General features: G+C 66.3%; 14 protein-coding genes, 1 other RNA gene and 1 pseudogene. 3 read left to right on the top strand and 13 right to left on the bottom strand.

Features of this window, described 5'->3' with window-relative positions:
- Positions 1-9: 9 nt before the first annotated feature.
- The 6 genes from gspF to ACCQ12_RS03580 form a co-directional block, all read right to left on the bottom strand.
- Positions 10-1,212, bottom strand: a complete 1,203-nt coding sequence (gene gspF, locus ACCQ12_RS03605; protein ID WP_372382965.1) for a type II secretion system inner membrane protein GspF — start codon at positions 1,210-1,212, stop codon at positions 10-12.
- Positions 1,199-2,686, bottom strand: coding sequence for a type II secretion system ATPase GspE (gene gspE, locus ACCQ12_RS03600; protein WP_372382964.1), 1,488 nt, complete (start codon positions 2,684-2,686; stop codon positions 1,199-1,201). The genes gspF and gspE overlap by 14 nt, the downstream gene beginning before the upstream one ends.
- A gap of 4 nt (positions 2,687-2,690) precedes the next feature.
- Positions 2,691-4,775, bottom strand: a complete 2,085-nt coding sequence (gene gspD / locus ACCQ12_RS03595) for a type II secretion system secretin GspD (protein ID WP_372382963.1) — start codon at positions 4,773-4,775, stop codon at positions 2,691-2,693.
- Positions 4,772-5,596, bottom strand: a complete 825-nt coding sequence (locus tag ACCQ12_RS03590) for a type II secretion system protein N (RefSeq protein ID WP_372382962.1) — start codon at positions 5,594-5,596, stop codon at positions 4,772-4,774. The genes gspD and ACCQ12_RS03590 overlap by 4 nt, the downstream gene beginning before the upstream one ends.
- Positions 5,597-5,754: 158 nt before the next feature.
- Positions 5,755-8,406 (bottom strand): TonB-dependent receptor domain-containing protein, encoded by a 2,652-nt coding sequence (locus tag ACCQ12_RS03585; RefSeq protein WP_372382961.1) that lies wholly within the window; start codon positions 8,404-8,406, stop codon positions 5,755-5,757.
- Positions 8,407-8,483: 77 nt separating this feature from the next.
- Complete coding sequence (locus tag ACCQ12_RS03580; RefSeq protein ID WP_372382960.1) at positions 8,484-9,956, bottom strand: beta-helix domain-containing protein; 1,473 nt, start codon at positions 9,954-9,956, stop codon at positions 8,484-8,486.
- 187 nt (positions 9,957-10,143) lie between these two features.
- On the opposite strand from ACCQ12_RS03580, the gene ACCQ12_RS03575 reads away from it, so the two are divergent.
- Positions 10,144-11,004 (top strand): 2OG-Fe(II) oxygenase, encoded by an 861-nt coding sequence (locus ACCQ12_RS03575; protein ID WP_166743847.1) that lies wholly within the window; start codon positions 10,144-10,146, stop codon positions 11,002-11,004.
- A 737-nt stretch (positions 11,005-11,741) separates the two neighbouring features.
- Here ACCQ12_RS03575 and ACCQ12_RS03570 read toward each other — a convergent pair.
- From ACCQ12_RS03570 to ACCQ12_RS03560, 3 genes and pseudogenes are all read right to left on the bottom strand, one after another.
- Positions 11,742-11,986 (bottom strand): annotated as a pseudogene (locus tag ACCQ12_RS03570) (hypothetical protein); the annotation flags it as partial.
- A gap of 357 nt (positions 11,987-12,343) precedes the next feature.
- On the bottom strand, positions 12,344-12,757 hold the full coding sequence (locus ACCQ12_RS03565; protein ID WP_372382959.1) for a VanZ family protein: 414 nt from the start codon (positions 12,755-12,757) through the stop codon (positions 12,344-12,346).
- Entirely contained in the window at positions 12,745-13,998 is a 1,254-nt protein-coding gene (locus tag ACCQ12_RS03560; protein WP_372382958.1) for a class I SAM-dependent methyltransferase, read from the bottom strand. The genes ACCQ12_RS03565 and ACCQ12_RS03560 overlap by 13 nt, the downstream gene beginning before the upstream one ends.
- On the opposite strand from ACCQ12_RS03560, the gene ACCQ12_RS03555 reads away from it, so the two are divergent.
- Positions 13,997-14,734, top strand: coding sequence for a pteridine reductase (locus ACCQ12_RS03555; protein WP_372382957.1), 738 nt, complete (start codon positions 13,997-13,999; stop codon positions 14,732-14,734). The two genes, ACCQ12_RS03560 and ACCQ12_RS03555, sit on opposite strands and share 2 nt — an antisense overlap.
- A 60-nt stretch (positions 14,735-14,794) precedes the next feature.
- A non-coding RNA gene (locus ACCQ12_RS03550) (sX9 sRNA) lies at positions 14,795-14,871 on the top strand.
- A gap of 133 nt (positions 14,872-15,004) precedes the next feature.
- Here ACCQ12_RS03550 and folK read toward each other — a convergent pair.
- The 4 genes from folK to ACCQ12_RS03530 form a co-directional block, all read right to left on the bottom strand.
- Positions 15,005-15,520 (bottom strand): 2-amino-4-hydroxy-6-hydroxymethyldihydropteridine diphosphokinase, encoded by a 516-nt coding sequence (folK, locus tag ACCQ12_RS03545; RefSeq protein ID WP_372382956.1) that lies wholly within the window; start codon positions 15,518-15,520, stop codon positions 15,005-15,007.
- 89 nt (positions 15,521-15,609) lie between these two features.
- Entirely contained in the window at positions 15,610-17,112 is a 1,503-nt protein-coding gene (locus ACCQ12_RS03540; protein ID WP_104579137.1) for an ATP-binding response regulator, read from the bottom strand.
- Positions 17,113-17,115: 3 nt separating this feature from the next.
- Positions 17,116-17,556 carry a response regulator gene (locus ACCQ12_RS03535; protein ID WP_039404375.1) on the bottom strand — a complete coding sequence of 147 codons (441 nt, stop codon included), beginning with the start codon at positions 17,554-17,556 and terminating at the stop codon, positions 17,116-17,118.
- Positions 17,553-19,364, bottom strand: coding sequence for a sensor histidine kinase (locus tag ACCQ12_RS03530; protein WP_372382955.1), 1,812 nt, complete (start codon positions 19,362-19,364; stop codon positions 17,553-17,555). The genes ACCQ12_RS03535 and ACCQ12_RS03530 overlap by 4 nt, the downstream gene beginning before the upstream one ends.
- Positions 19,365-19,467: the final 103 nt, after the last annotated feature.

The raw sequence follows: 19,467 nt of genomic DNA, 5'->3' as shown, positions 1-19,467 counted from the left end.
CGGCCGCGCTCAACCAAGCGCGAGGGTGTTGAATTGCAGGATGGGCAACAGGATCGACAGCACGATGACCGCCACCACCCCGCCCAGCAGCACGATGATGGCCGGCTCCAGCAGGCTCATCGCGGCGGTAGTGAACGACTCGAATTCGCGTTCCAGGTAATCGGCGGCGCGCTCCAGCATCGGCGCCAGGCGCCCGCTGTTTTCGCCACTGGAGGCCATGTACAACAACGTCGGCGGAAACACTCCTGCGCGCTTCATCGCCGCGGCCAGGCTGCCGCCTTCGCGGATCGCGGTGACCATGCTGTCGGTGGCCAGCCGCAACGCGCGGTTGTCCACGGTGCGCGCGGCAATCATCAGGCCCTCCATCAGTGGCAGGCCGCTGTTGACCATGATTGCCAGCGTGCGCGCCATGCGCGCGGCGTGCAGATCGCGGATCAGCCGGCCCAGCAGGGGCGCACGCAGGAGCGCGCGGTCCGCTGCCAGGCGCAGCGCTGGCCGTTTGAGCAGGTGCAACGTGGCCGCCGCCGCAACCACCAGCGCAAGGAGTAACGGGATGCCTGCATGCAGCAGAAACTGCGACACGCCGATCACCGCACGCGTCAGCCAGGGCAAGGCGCGGCCCATCGAATCGAACTGGTCCACCACCTTGGGCACCACGAAGGTCATCAGCACGATCACCACCGCACCGGCGGTCAGGGCGAGTGCGGCGGGATAGACCAGTGCAGACTGCAACTTGCTGCGGACCTGCGCTTGGCGTTCCAGCAGATCGGCCAGGCGTTCCAGTACCTGCGGCAAGGCGCCCGCGCTTTCGCCGGCGGCCACCATGGCGCGGTACAGCGGCGGGAATGCGTTACCTTGCCGTGCCATCGCATCGGACAGGCGAAACCCTTCGAGCACCAACGCGTGCGTCTGGCTGGTGACCCGGCGCACGCCGCGGCGTTCGGACTGGGTGCCGATGGTGCGCAGGGCTTCTTCCAGTGGCGCGGTTTCCACCAGGGTGGAGAGCTGGCGGGTGAACAACACCAGGTCCTTGCCGCTGAAGCGCGCTGCGCGCACGGCCGTGCCGGCTGTCGCTGCGGCCGCTTCCACGCGCACGGGCACCCATTGCCGCTGCTCCAGCTGCGCACGCGCACTGTGCACGCTGTCGGCGCTGATCACGCCGTGCCGGTTGCGCCCCTGCAGATCGAGCACGGTGTAATCAAACTGCGGCATGCGCGTCGTCCTGCTGACGGGTCACACGCAGCGCTTCTTCCAGCGTGGTCAGGCCTTGCAGCACGGCGGCGCGTGCGGCATCGCCCAGCCGCGGCGCGCGCGCAAAGGCCACCGCCGCCAGCGCGTCTTCGTCGGCGTTGTCGCCGATCAGGCGGCGCATCGCATCGTCCACCGCAATGGCTTCGTAGATGCCTACGCGCCCGGCGTAGCCGCTGTGATGGCAGACGCTGCAGCCCACGGCTGTGTAGATCAATGCGTCGGCAGGCGCATCCAGTAGTTGGCGCGTACCCGCATCGATCGTACGCTCGCAGCGGCAGTGCGGGCACAAGCGCCGCACCAGCCGCTGCGCCAGGATCAACCGCAGGCTCGATGCCAGCAGGAACGGCTCGATCCCCATGTCGCGCAGGCGCGTGACCGCCCCCACCGCATCGTTGGTGTGCACGGTGGAGAGCACCAGGTGGCCGGTGAGGCTGGCCTGCACCGCGATCTGCGCGGTCTCGGTGTCGCGGATCTCGCCGATCATCACCACGTCCGGGTCCTGGCGCAGGATGGCGCGCAGGCCGGCGGCGAAGGTCATGCCCACGCGTGCGTTGACCTGGGTCTGGCCGACGCCATCGATGGCGTATTCCACCGGGTCTTCGACAGTGAGGATGTTGCGCGAGCCATCGTTGAGCAGGCTCAGCGCCGCATACAGCGTGGTGGTCTTGCCCGAACCGGTAGGGCCGGTGACCAGCACGATGCCGTTGGGCACCTGCAAGGCGCGCTGCACGGTGTGCATCACCGCCGGAGGCATGCCCAGCTGCGCCAGCGACAGCGTGCCCTGCTCCTTGTCCAGGATACGCAGCACCACCCGCTCGCTGCCGCGCGTGGGCAGCGTGGAGACGCGCACGTCCAAGGCCTTGGCGCCCATCACCAGCGACACGCGGCCATCCTGCGGGATACGTTTTTCGGCGATATCCAGACGCGCCATCACCTTGACGCGCGACACCAGCAACGGCGCAATGCGTCCGGGCAACGTCGCTGCTTCGCGCATTACCCCATCCACGCGCAGGCGCACCCGCAAGCGCGATTCGTAGGATTCCAGATGCACATCGGACGCGCCCAGGCGCGCGGCTTCGGCGATGATGCCGTTGATCAGGCGGATGATCGGCGCATCGTCCTGGCTGTCGAGCAGGTCGGCGGTGGGGATGTCGTCGATCAACGAATCCAGACTGCCATGCAGGTCCAGCGCTTCGACCTGCACCCCCTGCTCCAGCCCGGCATCGGCGTAGATCTCCGACACGTGCCGGTCGAACACCGATGGCGCCAGCGTGCGCACCTGCAGCGGCATGCCCAGCGCACGCCGCAGTTCGATCAAAGCCTGCACATCGCCGCCTTCGCGCAGGCCGATCTGCGCGGCAGTGTCGCTGCCGAGCAACACCACGCCGTGGCGCTTTGCGAATGCATAGGAAATGCTGGCGCGTGCAGTGCTCATGACATCAGCGCTGCGCGGGACGTGCGGCGGGCACAGGCGTGGGTGCCGGTGTCCGCTTCGGCACGACCGACGATGGGCCGGCCGGCAACTGTGGCGGCTGTGTACGCAAGTAGTCGCGCACCAACGCATCGAGCGCCGCTTCCGGGTCGCCATCGGCCAGCTGGCGGTCGCGCAGGTAGTTGTAGCGCGGCGCGGTCATGCGCTGCGCATCGGCGGCATCGCGAATGATGGTGGGGCGAATGAACACCATCAGGTTGGTCTTGTCGCGGTTGCGCGACCTGTGCCGGAACAACGCACCCAGCCCGGGCACATCGCCAAGCAGCGGCACCTTTTCGACAGTCTGGCGGTCGTTCTGGTCGAGCAGCCCACCGAGCGCGACGATGGCGCCGTTCTCGACCACCACGCGCGTCTCGATCTGGCGCTTGTTGAACACCAGCTCCGAGGATTGCGCGCTGACCGGCCCGGCAATGGCCGAGACCTCCTGCTTGATCGCCAGGGTGATGCCACCAGCGGTGTTGATCTGCGGGCGCACTTCCAGTTCCACGCCCACGTCCTGGCGCTGGATGGTGCGGAACGGGTTGTCGTTGGCCGCACCCAGCACTTCGCCGGTGGTGATCGGCACTTCCTGGCCAACCAGGATGCGCGCCTGTTCGTTGTCCAGGGTCATGATCGACGGGGTGGACAACAGGTTGGAGCCGGTGTCGCTCTTGACCGCATCGATGATCATGCCGAACACCGCATCATTGCTTTGCCCGGCCAGCCCGATCAAACCGCCGCTCAGGCCCAGCAGCGATTGCGCGGCCACATTACGCGCCTGTTCCAGCACCGAATCGTCGTCGGTATTGCCGCTGCGCGTGCCCGCCGCCGCCGCGGCCAGCGGCACGATGCCCGGCGATGCGCCGCTGTACTGCGTGGCGATCAACGGCACGGTGCCGTTGCGGCCGGCCAGCAGCAGCTGCACGCCCAGGCGCTTGGCGGCGGTGTCGGAGATCTCCACCACGATCGCTTCCACCAGCACCTGCTCGCGATGCACGTCCAGCTGACGGATCACCTCCATCAGCGCACGCTGGGTTTCCGGGTCGGCATTGATGATCAAGGCGTTGGAGCCGGGGTAACGCACGATCACCGGGCGCTTGCCAGCGGCCGGGGTGATCACCTGCGTCTGCGCGGCGCCCGCTGCATTGGCCACATCCACCGCGTTGGAGCGCGTGTCCTGCCCGGGCTGCGCCTCATTGCCCGGGGTCTGCCCGACCAGCTGCTGCAACACCGGCAGCAATTGCTCGGCACTGGCGTGCTGCAGCCGTACCACACTGACATCGCCGCGGCGTTCGGCGCGCCCGTCCAGGTCCATTGCGGTGCGCACCACCCGCTGCACCAGTGCGGGGTCGCCACGCACGATCAACGAGTTGCTGCTGTCCACCGGCAACACCGACAGCACATTGCTGCGCTCGCCGCCTTGCCCGAACAGCGTGGTCAGGGTGCGCGCCAATTCCTGCGCCGAACTGTTGCGCAACGTCACCGTATCGATGGCCGCGCGGTCGGTATCGATCTGCGCCACCAGGGTACGGATGCGGCGCAGGTTATCGGCGTAGTCGGCAATCAACAGGCTGTTGCCTTGCGGCATCGCCATGATCACCCCGCCGCGCCCGATCAGCGGCTTGAGGATTTCTGCCGCACTGCGCGCATCCACACGCTGCAGGGTGAACACCTGCGTCGCGAACCCCAGATTGCCATCGGCCGCACTGCCGGGCTGTTGCGCGGCGGTGTCGTCGGGAATGATGCGGTAGGTCGCCGGCCCGCTGGACACTGCAATCAAGCCATTGGCACGCAGCACCGCCAGCAGCATGCCCAGCAGATCGGCCTCGGACATCGCCTGCGCACGCGCCACGTTCACCGTGCCCTGCACGCGCGTGTCCACGATGAAGGTGATGCCGGTGGCACGCGACACATCCTGGATGAAGGCACGCAGGTCCACGTCCTGCAGGCGCACGGCCGGCGCATCGGCCGCGCGCAGCGATACGACCGGCATGGCGGGCAGCGCGAGCAACAAGGTGGCCGTCATCAGCCAGAGGGGACGAACGGCACTCATTGCGGGCGCTTCAGGGTCATGGTGTGGGTCTGGCCGTTGCGGCGGTAGGTCAGCGTGGCCGCCTGACCATCGCGTAGTTCGTCCTGCAGCTCGCGCAGGTGTTCGGCATCGAGAGTGCGGCCGTTGATCTGGGTCAGGACGTCGCCGGCGGCCAGGCCGGCCTGTCGCAGCAATGCCCCATCGCCGCGCGGCATGAGCGTGTAGCCGCTGCCGTCCTCGCTTGCGCGTAAGCCGGCGGTGCTCAGCAACTGCTGCGGGTCCACGGCAGCGGCGGCGGATGCGTTGGTGGCGTTGGTGGCGTTGCCCACGTTCGACATCACCGCAGCGGCCGTGCCTGCTGTCGTCGTGCCGGCTACCGGTGTCGTCGAGGCGGGCACCTGCGGCGCAGCGTCGATCAACCCCAGCCGGCGCACGCCGCTGACGGTGCGTAGCAGCACATGGTCGGCAGCGATCGCCTGCACCACCACGCCGGGCACCACCGCATCGCCGACCCGGTAGGCGCCCTGTCTGCCGTCGCCGCGACTGAGATAGGCGGCCGCGTGCGTGTCACCGGCGCGCACACCATGCAGCACGATCCCATCGCTGCTGGCGCCGCCGACGTTGCGATAGAACACGTCGCGGCCGAGCGCAGACAGATCCAATGTTGCCTCGATGGCAGGTGGTCGCGTGCCCAGCGGGCCGATCGGCGTGACCACCAGCCACACCAGGCGCAGCGCCTGTACCGCCAGCAGGACGGCCAGCGCGCAGACCACGGCGGTGCGTACACCACGCAGCGACATGACGGCATTCAAGGGGGGTAATACGCGCTGCAAAGCAGACATCCGTCTCAGGATTGCGAATGGATGACAGAATGCGGCAGCAATGTGTCAGTTCGAAGAAAACGATGACACAAGCCGGCACAGGCCGACGTGCGGCAGAACGCAAACGCCCGCCGTGCGTGGCACGACGGGCGTTTGCGGTGACGGACGCGCGCGACGGCTCAGAAACGTGCGGTCACACTGATGTCATAACTGATGCCGGGCTGGTAGGTGTACAGGTCCACCCGGTTGCTGCCCAGCTTTTGATACTCCTGGTATTTGGTCTTGAGCAGATTGCGTGCGGCAACGTTCACCGACAACGTATCGCCCGACCACACCAGGCCCTTCTTGATCACCAGATCCAGCGAAGTGCCGGGCTTGTCGATGTAATCCGGCTGGCCCGGACGACCACGCGCGGACACCCGCTCGCCCACATAGTTGGCGATCAACGTGGCCTGGCTGTGCGTGCTCTCGCTTTCCACGCCGATCTGCAGATTGGCGATGTCATCCGACTGCCCCTGCAGTGCAGAGCCATCACGAATGAACAGGTTGGCCTGCACCGGTGCACTGAAGCCGAACGGCTGCACCGTGTCGCCGGCGCTGGCACTTACCTCCGAGGTGGTACGCGTGTAATTGCCGGACACGAACACGCGCTTGTCGCCCCACCAGTCCGCGGCAATCGGCAGGTCCAGATACTTCTTGGCCTCCAGCTCCACACCGTACAGCGTGGCCTTGGGCGCATTGATGAAGCTCTGCACGATGCCGCCGCCGGGCGCGTCGTTGACGATGGCTTCGATCGGCTTGTCGATGTTCTTGTAGAAGGCGCCGATGGTGACGTACTGGCCCGGCTCGAAGAACCACTCGTAGCGCGCATCCAGATTGACCAGCTCGCTGTCCACCAGGAACGGGTTGCCGAAGAACTGGCGGTCGATATCCGGGTCCAGATATTGCTGCGGCGCCATTTCGCGGAACTGCGGCCGCGCGATGGTCTTGGAGGCACCGAAGCGCAGCTGCTGGTTCTCGGCAAAATTCCAGGTCACCGTCGCCGAGGGCAGCGCGTAGCTGTTCTGCAGCGGCGCCACGCTGTCCTGCCGCGTGCCGGTGAAGATGTCGTACGGATGCACCGCCTGGGTGGCGTCCTCGTAACGCACGCCCACGGTGGCCCGCAGGGTCGGCACGATCTCGCCTTCGGCCTGCAGGTACGCCGCCTTCACCTTCAAGGTGGCGTCGTAGGCGGCCGCACCGAAACTGCCGGTGGTCTCGCGCAGTCGCAGCAGATCGTTGCTGAGGTTGTAGTCGGAGAGCAGATAGTCCACGCGCTGATACTGGTTCAGGAAGGGCAGCGGGCCGTCCAGCGCCAGGAAGCGGAATTCGCGGCTCCACGCGCTGCGGTCGTTGTCCAGATACGCCAGGCCGCCCTTGATGGTGAGGTCGTGCTCGATCGGCAGGCGCCAGGTGACATCCACACCACCGCTGGCCACGGTGTCGTCGACCTTGCTGAAGCGGGTGTAGTTCTGCACGCGCGACGCATCGTGCGCCCAGTAGCCATCCAGCAGCTCGTAGCGGATGCCGGTCTCGTAGGGCACATCACGGCTTGCATTGGCCACTGCGGCGCGCCACTCGATCTTGAGGTCATCGTATTCGCCGAATGCATGCGAGCCGAGCAGCTGGTTGTTGATCAGCTGGCGCTCGTACCACTCGGTGTTGTCGTCGCGCACATCGAAACCTGCCAGCTCATCGCGGCCGGCCCGGCTGCGCGCCACCTTCAGTGCGTCGTGCACATACAAGGTGGCCCAGCCGATCTTGTGGCGCCCATATTCCCAGCCCAGCCCCAGCATGCCGTTGCTGCGCACGTTGTTGCGGGTGGTGGCGAAATCGTAGTTGGAATTGAACTCCACGCTGTCGCCGACAAAGATGCCGTCCTGCTGCTTGCCGGTCCGCGTGCGCCATTCGTTGTCGTAGCTGGCAACGGCGACGATGCCCAGCTTGGCCTCGCCCACGTCCATGCTGTAGCCGGCGCTGGCGCCCACGTTGACGTCCGGGGCAATGCTGTCCTTTTCCTGCAGCACATACAGGTTGGCATCGTTCATGCTGCGCCCGATGCGGCGGATGTCCTCGCGCGAGAAATTCCCCAGGTCCACGCGGCGCCCACTGCCGATCGCATCGCGCAACGCGCCCGGCTGCTTGCGCGTGCCATCATCAAAGCCCCACTCGTCGTCGCCGGAGCCGTAATACGTCAGGCCCTTCTCGCCGGTACTGACGCTATTGGCGCCGCCGCCCACGGTGAGCGACAGGAACGGCTTGTCCGGCACCGTCATCGACTGCAGATCGATCACGCCACCGCCGAATTCACCCGGATAATCGGCCGAATAGGTCTTCTGCACGGTCACGCTTTGCAGCACGTCGCTGGGGAACAGGTCCAGCGGCACCACGCGCTGCATCGGCTCCGGGCTGGGCAACGGCGAGCCGTTGAACAGCGCCGACGAATAGCGCTCGCCCAGGCCGCGCACATACACATACTTGCCGCGCGACAGGCTCAGCCCGGTGACGCGCGTCAACGCCACCGCCGCGCTGCTGTCGCCGGTGCGCTCCATGTCCTCGCGGGTGACGAACGAGGCCACTTCGGAGGTCTGCAGCATCGGTTCGGGAATGTATTCGCCGCGCACCACGACCTGGTCGAGTTGCTTGGGCGTACTGGCAGCAGCACTGGAACTGCTGCCGCCGGCAGCATCGCTGGCGGCCGACTGCGCGAATGCGGCGCCGGACATCAACAAGGTGGAAATGGAAAGAGACAGGCCCGTCCGCGAGAGACGGGCAACAGTGGAGGTTCGCATCGTGGGAGCCCTGGCAACAGAAAGATGAAGCGGGACGCATCGCGCGGCGGCGTCGGGCCGCCGCGCGATGCCGTGCCTCAGCAGGGACGATCGGCGGTCAGGCCGCAGGTCCAGCCTTGCCACCAGGTGTCGTTGGCATCGCGCACGCCGCCGATGTAGTTCACCTGCTGGAAGAAGCTGCTCACCCCGTTCAAGCCCTGGAACGCCGGCACCGCGGTTTCGTTGGTGCCATTGACGAAGGTGTTCTGCAGCGTGGACACGCCGTTGGCAACGTTGTTGGTGCCGGCTGCAAACTGGCTGGCTGCACGCGCATCGCTGCCGAATGCGGTCGGGCAGGCGAAGAACACCGAGTGGAAGGTGCCCGCGGTGTCGGCGTCGGCCATGTTCAGGCACACCAGGCCATCGCCGGTGCCGCCGGCCGGACGGGTGAACACTGAGTTGTAGAACGCTGCCTGGGTGCCCTGGTTGAGCATGATCGCCGCACCGGCGCGCGCATTGCCCACGTAGGTGAAGTTGGCCACCTTCGGGCGCGAATACGGCTGGCGACGCAGGCTGCTCCACTCGTTCATGCGGTCGCCGCCACCGGCGCGCTGCACCACGATGCCGTACTGCAGGGCGCCGCTCCAGCCGGCATCGGTATCCAGCGAATCGTCGTCGGCGCCGGTGATCACGATGTGGCTGCCGTTGACGGTGCCACCGAACCATTCGATGCCGTCGTCGGAGCTGTTGTGGATCTGCACGTAATCCAGGCGCGTGCCGCTGCCCACGCCGGCCAGGGTGATGCCCTGCAGCTCGTTGTTGGGCGAGATTTCAAAGCCCGAATACATCACGCGCAGGTAGCGTAGCGAGCCGCTGTTGTCGGTTGCGCTGTTACCGCCGTAGAACGCGTTGGTACCTTCGACCTGCGCCTGGCACTCCGGTGTGCCCGACACGGTGGTGCCCGGGCAGTTGTTGATCGCCGCGCGCCCCAGCACCACGATGCCGCCCCACAGGCCGATGGTGTTGGCGCTCACCGTGCCATCCAGCGCCTGGCGCGCAGTGAACACGATCGGTGCGGTGGCGCTGCCTTCGGCAAAGATCTGCGAGCCGCGGTTGACCACGATGTAGTCGCTACCGGCAGAACCGTACAAGGTCACGCCTGGTTCGATGGTCAGGATGCCCTGCGTGCTGCCGGCCGCTGGCGCGGTGGCATTGCCGCCGCGATCGGTGCCGACGTTGACACGCCCGCTGATCGAATACGCCGTGCCTGCACGGGCCGGCACCACCAGATTGCCGGTGATGGTCTCCGGCAACTGACACGAGCGCAGCGTGTTGTTGGCGATGGTGCCCACGTTGGAAAAGCCGGTCGGGCAATCCGCGGCCGGGCCGGTCGGTGTGGGTGCAGGCGTCGGTGCAGGCGTGGGCGCCGGCGTCGGTGCGGGCGCCGGTGCGGGCGGAAACGCGCCTTCGCCCGGCGACGCGACACGGTCGGCACCGCCACCGCAGGCAGACAACGCCAGCGCGGTCCCGAACGTCATGAGAAGTGTCTTGCTGCTATTGCGAACGGACATGCGGCTGATCTCCAGGTCAAAAGGTCCGGTATGAAGAGGAGTCGTCAAGAATTGGTTGCGTTCCGCTCACTGCAGTGGCGAGCACGTTCAAGATCCCCGTCACCGTTATAGGGGGCGTCTGTTGCATTTGTCTTACCACGACACATTTGACACACCACTGACACACCTCGGCATGCACTGTGGCGGGATGACATCCCTCCCGATTGCTCCAGCACTGGCCGACTGGATCGTTGCGCAGGCCGTGGCCGGCCAACCACCCGAGCAAGCGCTACAGCCGTTGCTCGATCAGGGCTGGAACGAGCAGGACGCCATCGATGCAGTCGAATCACTGGTGCGCGCCCATATCCAACAACACGCGCAGGCAAATGGCCTGCCCTTGCCGGTGCGCGTACCCGCACTACTGCAATACGACGATGCATCGCTACTGGATCTGGGCGACCGTCAGGTGCGCGTACTGATCAGCCTGCTGCTGCCGCGCGTGGTAGTGCTGGAGAAGTTCCTGTCCGATGCCGAATGCGATGCACTGATCGCACTCGCACAACCGCACCTGGTGCGCTCACGTACGGTAGACAACCGCAACGGCGCGCAGATCGTGCATGCCGCACGCACCAGCCACAGCATGTGCCTGCAGCTGGGCCAGGATGCACTTTGCCGAAGCATCGAAGCGCGCATCTCGCGCCTGCTCGATTGGCCGGTGGACCACGGCGAAGGCCTTCAGGTGTTGCGCTACGTCACCGGTGCGGAATATCAGCCGCACTACGATTACTTCGACCCCGACGCCGCGGGCACGCCGGTGTTGCTGCAGGCCGGCGGTCAACGCGTCGCGTCGTTGGTGATGTACCTCAACACGCCCGAACGCGGTGGTGCCACCCGCTTCCCCGATGTGCATCTGGACGTTGCCGCAGTGAAAGGTAACGCAGTGTTTTTCAGCTACGACCGCCCACACCCGATGACGCGTAGCCTGCATGCCGGCGCGCCCGTATTGGCCGGCGAAAAGTGGGTGGCAACCAAGTGGTTGCGCGAGCGCCCGGTACGCATGCCCGTCTGACAACGACAAGCACTCCGTATGCGGTCGCCATGGAACAGCCGCGCTGCCGACGACTTGTCCAGAGGACTAGATCAGCTCCACGGCAAAGACACCGCGTCACGCCGCTTGTCGGTTGCTTGTCGGTTGCTTGTCGATTGCTTGTCGAAAACGCTGCGGACCGATCATCTCGACTGGTCCTTGCCCGCCCACCGTCGCGGGACCCTTGGCGGCATGGATGCCGCCACGGAGCTTACATGGACGTACTTGCAGCGTGTCCTGCGATGGTGGGCGGGCAAGGGCCCTGCCGTAAAGGCGCAGATCATTCGCTCTACGCCTGATTTGTCCGTCTTGAGCAAGCAGGTCGAGACGCCTGCACTGTGCCTATCGCGATCACTTGGCGATCTTCAAGTCTGGTCGAGCGCGTGGCGCCCTCACCGCTCGCGGGACACGCCGTGAATCCGTCCGTGGAGGCTCGGTGGCGGCATCCATGCCGCCACACGGTCCCGCAATCGGCGAGGACACCACGCCAGACAGTTGACTGGTGGTTTCATTGAAAGCAAAGGTCACCGCATCGCCAGCCTGATCGTCGCTGGTTTATATCCATGCGTACCGACCATCTCGACTGGTCCTTGCCCGCCCACCGTCGCGGGACCCTTGGCGGCATGGATGCCGCCACGGAGCTACATGGATGTACTTGCAGCGTGTCCTGCGATGGTGGGCGGGCAAGGGCCCTGCAGCAACGGCGCAGATCATTCGCTCTACGCCTGATTTGTCCGTCTTGAGCAATCAGGTCGAGACGCCTGCACTGTGCCTATCGCGATCACTTTGCGATCTTCAAGTCTGGTCGAGCGCGCGGCGCCCTCACCGCTCGCGGGACACGCCGTGAATCCGTCCGTGGAGGCTCGGTGGCGGCATCCATGCCGCCACACGGTCCCGCAATCGGCGAGGACACCACGCCAGACAGTTGACTGGTGGTTTTGTTGAAGAGCGAAGACACCGCATCGCATGGTTTGCTGGTTGCTCTGCTGGTTGCTCTGCTGATAGCTCTGCACACCGACCATCTCGACTGGCCCTTGCCCGCCCACCGTCGCGGGACCCTTGGCGGCATGGATGCCGCCACGGAGCTTACACGGATGTACTTGCAGCGTGTCCCGCGATGGTGGGCGGGCAAGGCCCTGCAGCGACGGCGCAGATGATCAGCTCTCCGCCTGATCTGTCCGTAGTGAACAATCAGGTTGAGACCCATGCGCTGTGCGCATCGTGATCCCCCGGCTCTTGAAGCATGGTCGAACGCGCCGCACCCTCACTGCCAGCAGGACACCCCATGAATCTGCGGCCCTGCCCATACCGTCTTGCAGAATCAGCGTGCACCAAACAAGCGCTGATCAATTCGCAGCATCACCAAGCGCAGCGGCGTCCATGTCAGGCACAACCCGGCCAGGATGCCCAAGGTGTCGGCCAGCGCGTCATAGGGATCGGCACTGCGATTGGTGGTCAGTGCCCCCTGCGCAATCTCGATCCCGATCCCCAACAGCACCAACCCGAACGCCGCCAGCAACAGCGCGCGTCGCATTGCGAACAACTGCACCGCCCCCCAGCACAACAGCGCAAAACTCAGGAAATGTTCCGCTTTGTCGCTGTTGGACGGCAGCTCCGGAAATTCCGGCGGCGGCCCAAGGCACACCGCGATGAGAACGCCGATGGCCGCGACCCACAATCCTACCCACACGCGCGGCCGATGGAACGGCCGTAGCGCCGGGGTCACAACCGCCACGTAAGATCGCCGGCCAGGAATGCAGGAGCGAAGTCCACATCGCGCGAGAACCCCATCACCTGGAAGCGCTCGCCCATCTCGCTGGGCAAGGTCAGCCGCTTGATCTGCTCGCGCAGGCGCATGCGCCCCACGTCATCGGTTCGCGTCTCGGCCTGGGCCAGCAAGGCATCCAACCCATTGCCCAGCAGGAAACTCGCCTGCGTGCAGTAGCCGGCCAACTCGAAACCGGCACCGGTGCCGGCCTCGGCCAACGCGGTGAAGTCCACCGACGCCGTCAGGTCCTGCAGACCTGGCCAGCGATACAGGTCTTCATGCATGCGATGGCGATAGAACGCCCGCAAGGTGCCGTCTTCGCGCTGCGCACGATAGAACTCGCCGCGCGGATAACCGTAATCGACAAACAGCATTGCACCGCGTTTCAAACCACCGGCCACCGCCTGGATCCAGTACGGCAGCTGCGGCAACAACTCGGAGCGGTACCCGTCGGCAAACGGCTGTTGCAGGTAGCGCTCGAGGTGGCGCACCGCCGCGCTCAACAACGCATCGGCCGGCTGCTCGCCACGTGCAAACTGCTGCTGCGCGTCCAGCACCACGGTTTCCTCGTAGACCTCGCCATCGCGCAACGCGAACCGCGGCGTCGGCAATGCATCGATCACCTCGTTGGCGAACAGCACGCCAGCCCAATCGTCGGGGAACGGCGCATCCAGCCACTCGACCAGATCGAACACCGGCGGAATCAGGCTGCGGCCCAGGCGTTCGCGCTGCCGCTCGCGCAGGTCGGCGCTGGGCTCCAGGATCGCGTAGCGCTCGGGCAGCGCATCCAGCTCCAGCAACCGCTTGAGGGTGACTTCGGCAAACGCACCGCTGCCGCCACCGACTTCCAGCACCCGCGCCTGCGGCCCGAGCTGCTGCAGCACCGGGGCCAGCGCACCGGAGACGGTGGCCGCAAACAGCGGCCCAAGCTCGGGTGCGGTGACAAAATCACCGGCCTCGCCGAACTTGCTTGCGCCGGCGCTGTAATAGCCCAGGCCCGGCGCATACAGCGCCAGCTCCATGAAGCGCGAGAACGGAATCGCACCGCCAGCGGCCTGGATTTCGGCGCGCAGGTGCGCGGCCAACTGGTCGCTGTGCGCCAGCGCGTCCGAATCGGGAGTGGGAAGGTCGGCGTGCATGCGGGCACCGGTTGCGGGGACAATGCACAGGATAGCCGAGCCCTTTGCAACGCCGAGCGAGTACGCCATGACAGACAGTTCCAAGGTGGTGTTGATCACCGGTGCAGCCCGCCGCATCGGCGCGCAGATCGCCACCACGCTGCACACAGCGGGCTACCGCGTGGCCTTGCATGCGCACCACTCCGGCCAGGCGCTGGACGCACGCGTGACCGAACTGTGCGCACAACGCGCCGGCAGTGCGCACGCACTGTCTGCGGATCTGCGCCTGCCACAGGCCCCTGCGCAGTTGGTGGCCGAGTGCATCGATGCGTTCGGCCGCCTGGATGCGGTGGTCAACAACGCCTCGGCGTTTTTTCCCACCGCCCTGGGCGAGGCCACGCCGGAGCAATGGGACGCGTTGTTCGCGGTCAATGCGCGTGCGCCGTTCTTCATTGCCCAGGCCGCTGCCGCGCAGCTGCGCCAGCACCATGGCGCCATCGTCAACCTCACCGACCTGCACGCGCAGCAGCCGATGCGCAACCACCCCCTGTATGGCGCCTCCAAGAGCGCACTGGAGATGCTCACCCGCTCGCTGGCGCTGGAGCTGGCGCCCCAGGTGCGCGTCAATGCGGTGGCGCCCGGCGCGATCCTGTGGCCGGAAGAAGGCAAGCCCTCCGACGCCAAGCAGGCGCTGCTGGCACGCACCCCGCTGGCGCGCATCGGCACGCCGGAAGAAATTGCCGAGGCCGTGCGCTGGCTGCTGGACGACGCCGGTTTCATCACCGGCCACACCTTGCATGTGGATGGCGGCCGCCAGCTCAGCTAGAGCGGCCAGCACCACGACTGCACGGCTGCCAGGCGCGCGCGGCCGCTGGCCGGAACCGGCATGTGCCGCTCGTACGCGCCGGTTCATGCGCGCCGGCCGCGCCCACACCTGACACTGCTCGCTACGGTTTGTCGGCCGCTCTTGGGGGGCTTGGTTGCCTGCACGCGCGGCTGCGACGCCGGCAACCTTCGCCAGTCACAGCGCATCCGCGCGATCGCCCTGCGCTGCACGCAACCGCCGTCGCGCAGTGACGCCGGTCGGGCGGCGGTGCTACTGCGCGATATCGGCCGTTGCCGATGCGCGCTCCAGGTCCACCGTGGTGAAGGCAGCGCCGTATTGCGCATGCGCCTGCCAGAGCGCGGCCAGCGTCTGCCCGCTCAACGGATCGACGAAGTCCGGCGCGATGTCGGCCAGCGGCTTCAGCACGAACGCGTGCTTGAGCTCGGGGCGCGGGATGCGCAACTGGCCCGGGCCTTCGATGACGCAATCGCCGAAGAACACCACGTCCACATCCAGGGTACGGTCGCTGAAGCGTGGCCCGCTGCGATCGCGGCCATGCGCGTCTTCCAGCGCATGCAACCAGTGATCGAGCGCATGCAGCTCCAGATCGGTCTGCAGCGCCACGGCGTTGTTGACGAAATCCGGCCCGTCGAAGCCCACGGCCGGCGTGCGATACGCCGGGGATACCGCGAGCGGGCCAAAGCGCGCGCGCAAGGCCGCCACGGCCAAGCGCAGGTAATGAGTCGGCTGGACATTGCTGCCGAGGCTGAGAAGCACGGTGGTCATGCGGTATTCGCGCATGCGGCCGGCGTCAGCGTCAACTGTTGCGGCATGCCGGCGGTGATCCGGCACCCACGCAGCGGACCGATGCGGCCTCAGGCCACTTCGAGCGCGTGCGCCACGGCACGGAACACGCGGCGCATCTCCAGCGGCTTGCGCAACACATGCACCGGGATATCCGGCGGAAAGTGCACGCGCTGCAACGGCGCGCCCATGTCTTCCAGCACGATTGCCGGGCCCTGATACCCCAGCTCCTGCATGCTCAGCAGCACGCTCACCGCAGACAGCAGGATGATGTCGCTGTCGATGATCACCAGATCCGGCATGGCGTGCTGCTGCACCAGTTGCAGCGCGGCAGCGCCATCGGTGGCCAGCTGCGGCTGATAGCCCTGACTGGACAGGGCATTGCCCAGCAGCGACAGGCGCGTGGCCTCGCCATCCACCAGCAGGATGCGCTGGCCCTGGCCAAGCGCAAGCGGCGGGTCGGTTTCGGCCGCCACGACTGCCGCCGCACGCATCGGCACGATCATGTCGAAGCGCGTGCCCTCGCCCAGGCGGCTGTCGACCTGGATGCTGCCACCGTAGCTTTCCACGATGCGCTTGCACGAGATCAGGCCAAGCCCGGTGCCATCGGCTTTGGTGGTGAAGAACGGGCTGAACAGGCGTGCGCGGGTTTCGTCGCTCATGCCCACGCCGGTATCGGCCACGCTCATGCGCACGCGCGTGGCATCGTGCTGGTCGGCCGACAGAATCAAGGTACCGCCGCCGGGCATCGCCTGGATCGCGTTCAAGCCCAGGTTGAGCAGGCATTGCTGCAACTCGGTGTAGTTGGCTTCGATGGTCAGGTCCGAGGCGATGGCGTCCATCTGCAAACGCACCCCGTCGGGCAGGCTGCTCTTGAGCAGCATCTGCACGGCCTGGAACAGGTTGGCGATGGACACCTGCTCGCGCGGCTTGTTGGAGCCGCGCACGAACGAGAGCATCGACTCGGCCATCTCGTGGCCACGCCGTCCGCACTCGGCCACCACATTGGCCAGCTGCCGCAACTGCGGGTCGTCGGTGCGCCCGGCCAGCAGGTCGGGCACGATCAGCAACGGCTGCAGGATGTTGCGCAGATCGTGGCTCAGGCCGGCCGCCAGCATCGCCAGGCTTTCCAGACGCTGCGCGCGCATCAACTCGCTCTCCACGCGCTGGCGTTCCAGATCGGCGCGCGCCTCGCGGATCGCGCGCACCACCGCACTCGGCAAGCGCGTGGGGTTGTGCTTGATGATGTAGTCGTTGGCGCCATCCTGCAGCGCCTTGACCGCGGTCTCCTCGCCCATGGTGCCGGAGACGAAGATGAAGGGGGTGGCGCCGTTCTGGCGCACCAACCGCAGCGCCTGGTGACCGGAAAACCCCGGCATGCTCAGGTCCGACAGCACGATGTCCGGCTGGAACGTATCCAGCGCGCTCCGCAGCGAGGGCTCGCTGTCCACGCGCTCGAATGCCGCATCGATCCCGGCATCGAGCAACTGATCGGACAACAGCTCGGCATCTTCCGGTGAATCTTCCACCAGAAGGATCTTCAGCTGCTCCAGCTTGCCACCCTCATGCGGCATGGTTCAGTCCAGCTCCGGTGCCTGGTTGATCACCGCCCAGAAGGTCCCGAGCGTCTTGACCGCGTTGAAGAACTGGTCGACATCCACCGGCTTGACCACATAGGCATTGACGCCCAGGTCCCAGCTGCGCGCCAGGTCGCTCTCTTCGCGCGAAGACGACAGGATCACCACCGGCAGGCGCTTGAGCGTCTCGTCGCTGCGCACCTGCTTGAGCACTTCCAGCCCGTCCAGGCGCGGCATCTTGATGTCCAGCAGCAACACCGCCGGCAGGCCTTCCTCGCGATCGGCGAAGGCGCCACGGCGCAGCAGGTAGTCCATCGCTTCCACACCGTCCTCGACGTGCACGATGGGGTTGGCCAGACGGGCTTCACGCAGGGCGTCGACCGCCATTTCCGCATCGGCCGGGCTGTCTTCTGCCAGAAGAATGGTACGAATGGCGGTCATACGGTGAACTCTTGGTTGGGCGCTTCGAGCGCAGGGGGAAGCACGAAATAAAACGTGGCACCTTCATCGACGATGCCTTCGGCCCAGATGCGGCCGCCATGGCGCGTCAGCACGCGCCGCACGCTGGCCAGACCGATGCCGGTGCCGGCGTACTCGCTGGCCTTGTGCAACCGCTGGAACACGCCGAACAACTTGGCGCTGTACTCCATGTCGAAGCCGGCACCGTTGTCGCGCACGCTGAACTGATGCCCGCCATCGGCCATCGGCGTATAGGTGACCTCGATCTTGGCCACCTCGCGCTTGGCGCTGTATTTGACGGCGTTGCCCAGCAGGTTCATCCACAGCTGGCGCATCATGTTTTCGTCGGCCACCAGCACCGGCAACGGCGCGATCTGCCAGTCCACACGGTGACCGGTATTCTCGCTCTGCAGGTTGGAATCCAGGATCGCGCGCGTTTCGGCGACCAGCGATTGCATGTCCACCGCCTGCAGCCGCAACGCACTGCGGCCCAGGCGCGAATACACCAACAGGTCGTCGATCAGCGAGGCCATGCGCCGCGCCGAGGAGCTGATCACTTCCATGTAATGGCGCGATTTTTCGTCGGCTGCATCGCCCAGGTGGCGCGCCAGCTTGTCCGAGAAACCGGCCACGTGGCGCAACGGCGCGCGCAGGTCGTGGGAGACCGAATAGCTGAAGGCTTCCAGCTCGCGGTTGACCTCCGAAACCTGCTCCACCTTGCCTTCCATCTGCCGGTTGAGCTCCTGGATGCGCAGCTGCGACGCCTTCTGCAGGCTGATATCGCTCACCGTCATCAGCACCACGTCCTCGTCGGCGGTGTCGGGCAACGGCATGCGCCGCGCATTGATCAGCATGGTGCGCAACACGCCATCGGCGCCGCGCTGCTCATGCTCGAAATCCCACAGCTCGCGGCCGCGCAGCAACACATCGGCCAGCCGCTGGTGGATCTGCGGATCGCGCCACGCGCCCTCGCCCACCTCGTCCAGCGCCATCAATTCGTTGCCGCGATCCTCCAGGCCATACAGCTCGGCGAAAGCCGGGTTGTGCAGCACGATGCGCTGGCTGGCATCCAGCAACACGATCGGCTCGCGCACGGTCTGCAGCACCGAACTGGCACGGCCGTTGGCGCGCAGGTACTCCTGCTCGGCCGCCAGGCGACGACGGATCTGCCGCTGCAGCAACCAGATCACCGTGGCCAGCAACAGCAGCTGCACCGCCAGCGCGGCCCAGCTCAACACTGCGTAATGCAGGCGCTCGGTCTCGGCGCGCGCATTGCGCAAGGTCAGCAAGCGCCCCTCGGCGACCTGCACCTCGTCGATCAGCACGCGGATCGGGTTGCTCAGCGTCATCTCGTTGATCAGCGCGCGGATCTGCTCCGGCGAGGTGGCCACCGCGATGCGCTCGGCCAGCACCATCCGCCGCTCGATCGTGCTCTGGATCCGCCCCATGCGCACCTGCTGCGCGGGATTGTCCTTGGTCAGTTCGATCAGACGCTGCACCGCAGCGAAGGCTTCGCTGCGCCCACGGCGCATGCGCTCCAGCAGCGCCGGGCGCTCGACGCCGTGCGAGCGCATCAGCGCAGCCGACTCGGCGTTGCGCATCGCCGCTTCCAGGCGCTGCGCGTTTTCCTGCACGTCCTGGCTGTGCGACACCCACACCGCCGCCTGATTGGCGTTGTGCGCCATCTGCTGCAGCAGCAACGACGGCACCACGACGATCAGGCACACGGCCGCCGCCAATGAAGGCAGGCGCCAGCGATCCCATCTGTCTGCTTGGACCGTTGTCTGCATTACCAGGTCTGTCTTCGCTCGCTGCGTGTGCCCGGGACCAGCCGGCATTGTCTCCGATTGCGCCCCGAACGAGATTAACGATTCAGCAAATCAGATACCGTCG

Origin of the sequence: Xanthomonas sp. NCPPB 1068 (genome assembly GCF_041479385.2) — a bacterium.
GTDB lineage: Bacteria > Pseudomonadota > Gammaproteobacteria > Xanthomonadales > Xanthomonadaceae > Xanthomonas > Xanthomonas cannabis.
The sequence above is the reverse complement of the archived record's forward strand: the minus strand, read 5'-3'. Positions and strand labels throughout refer to the sequence as shown.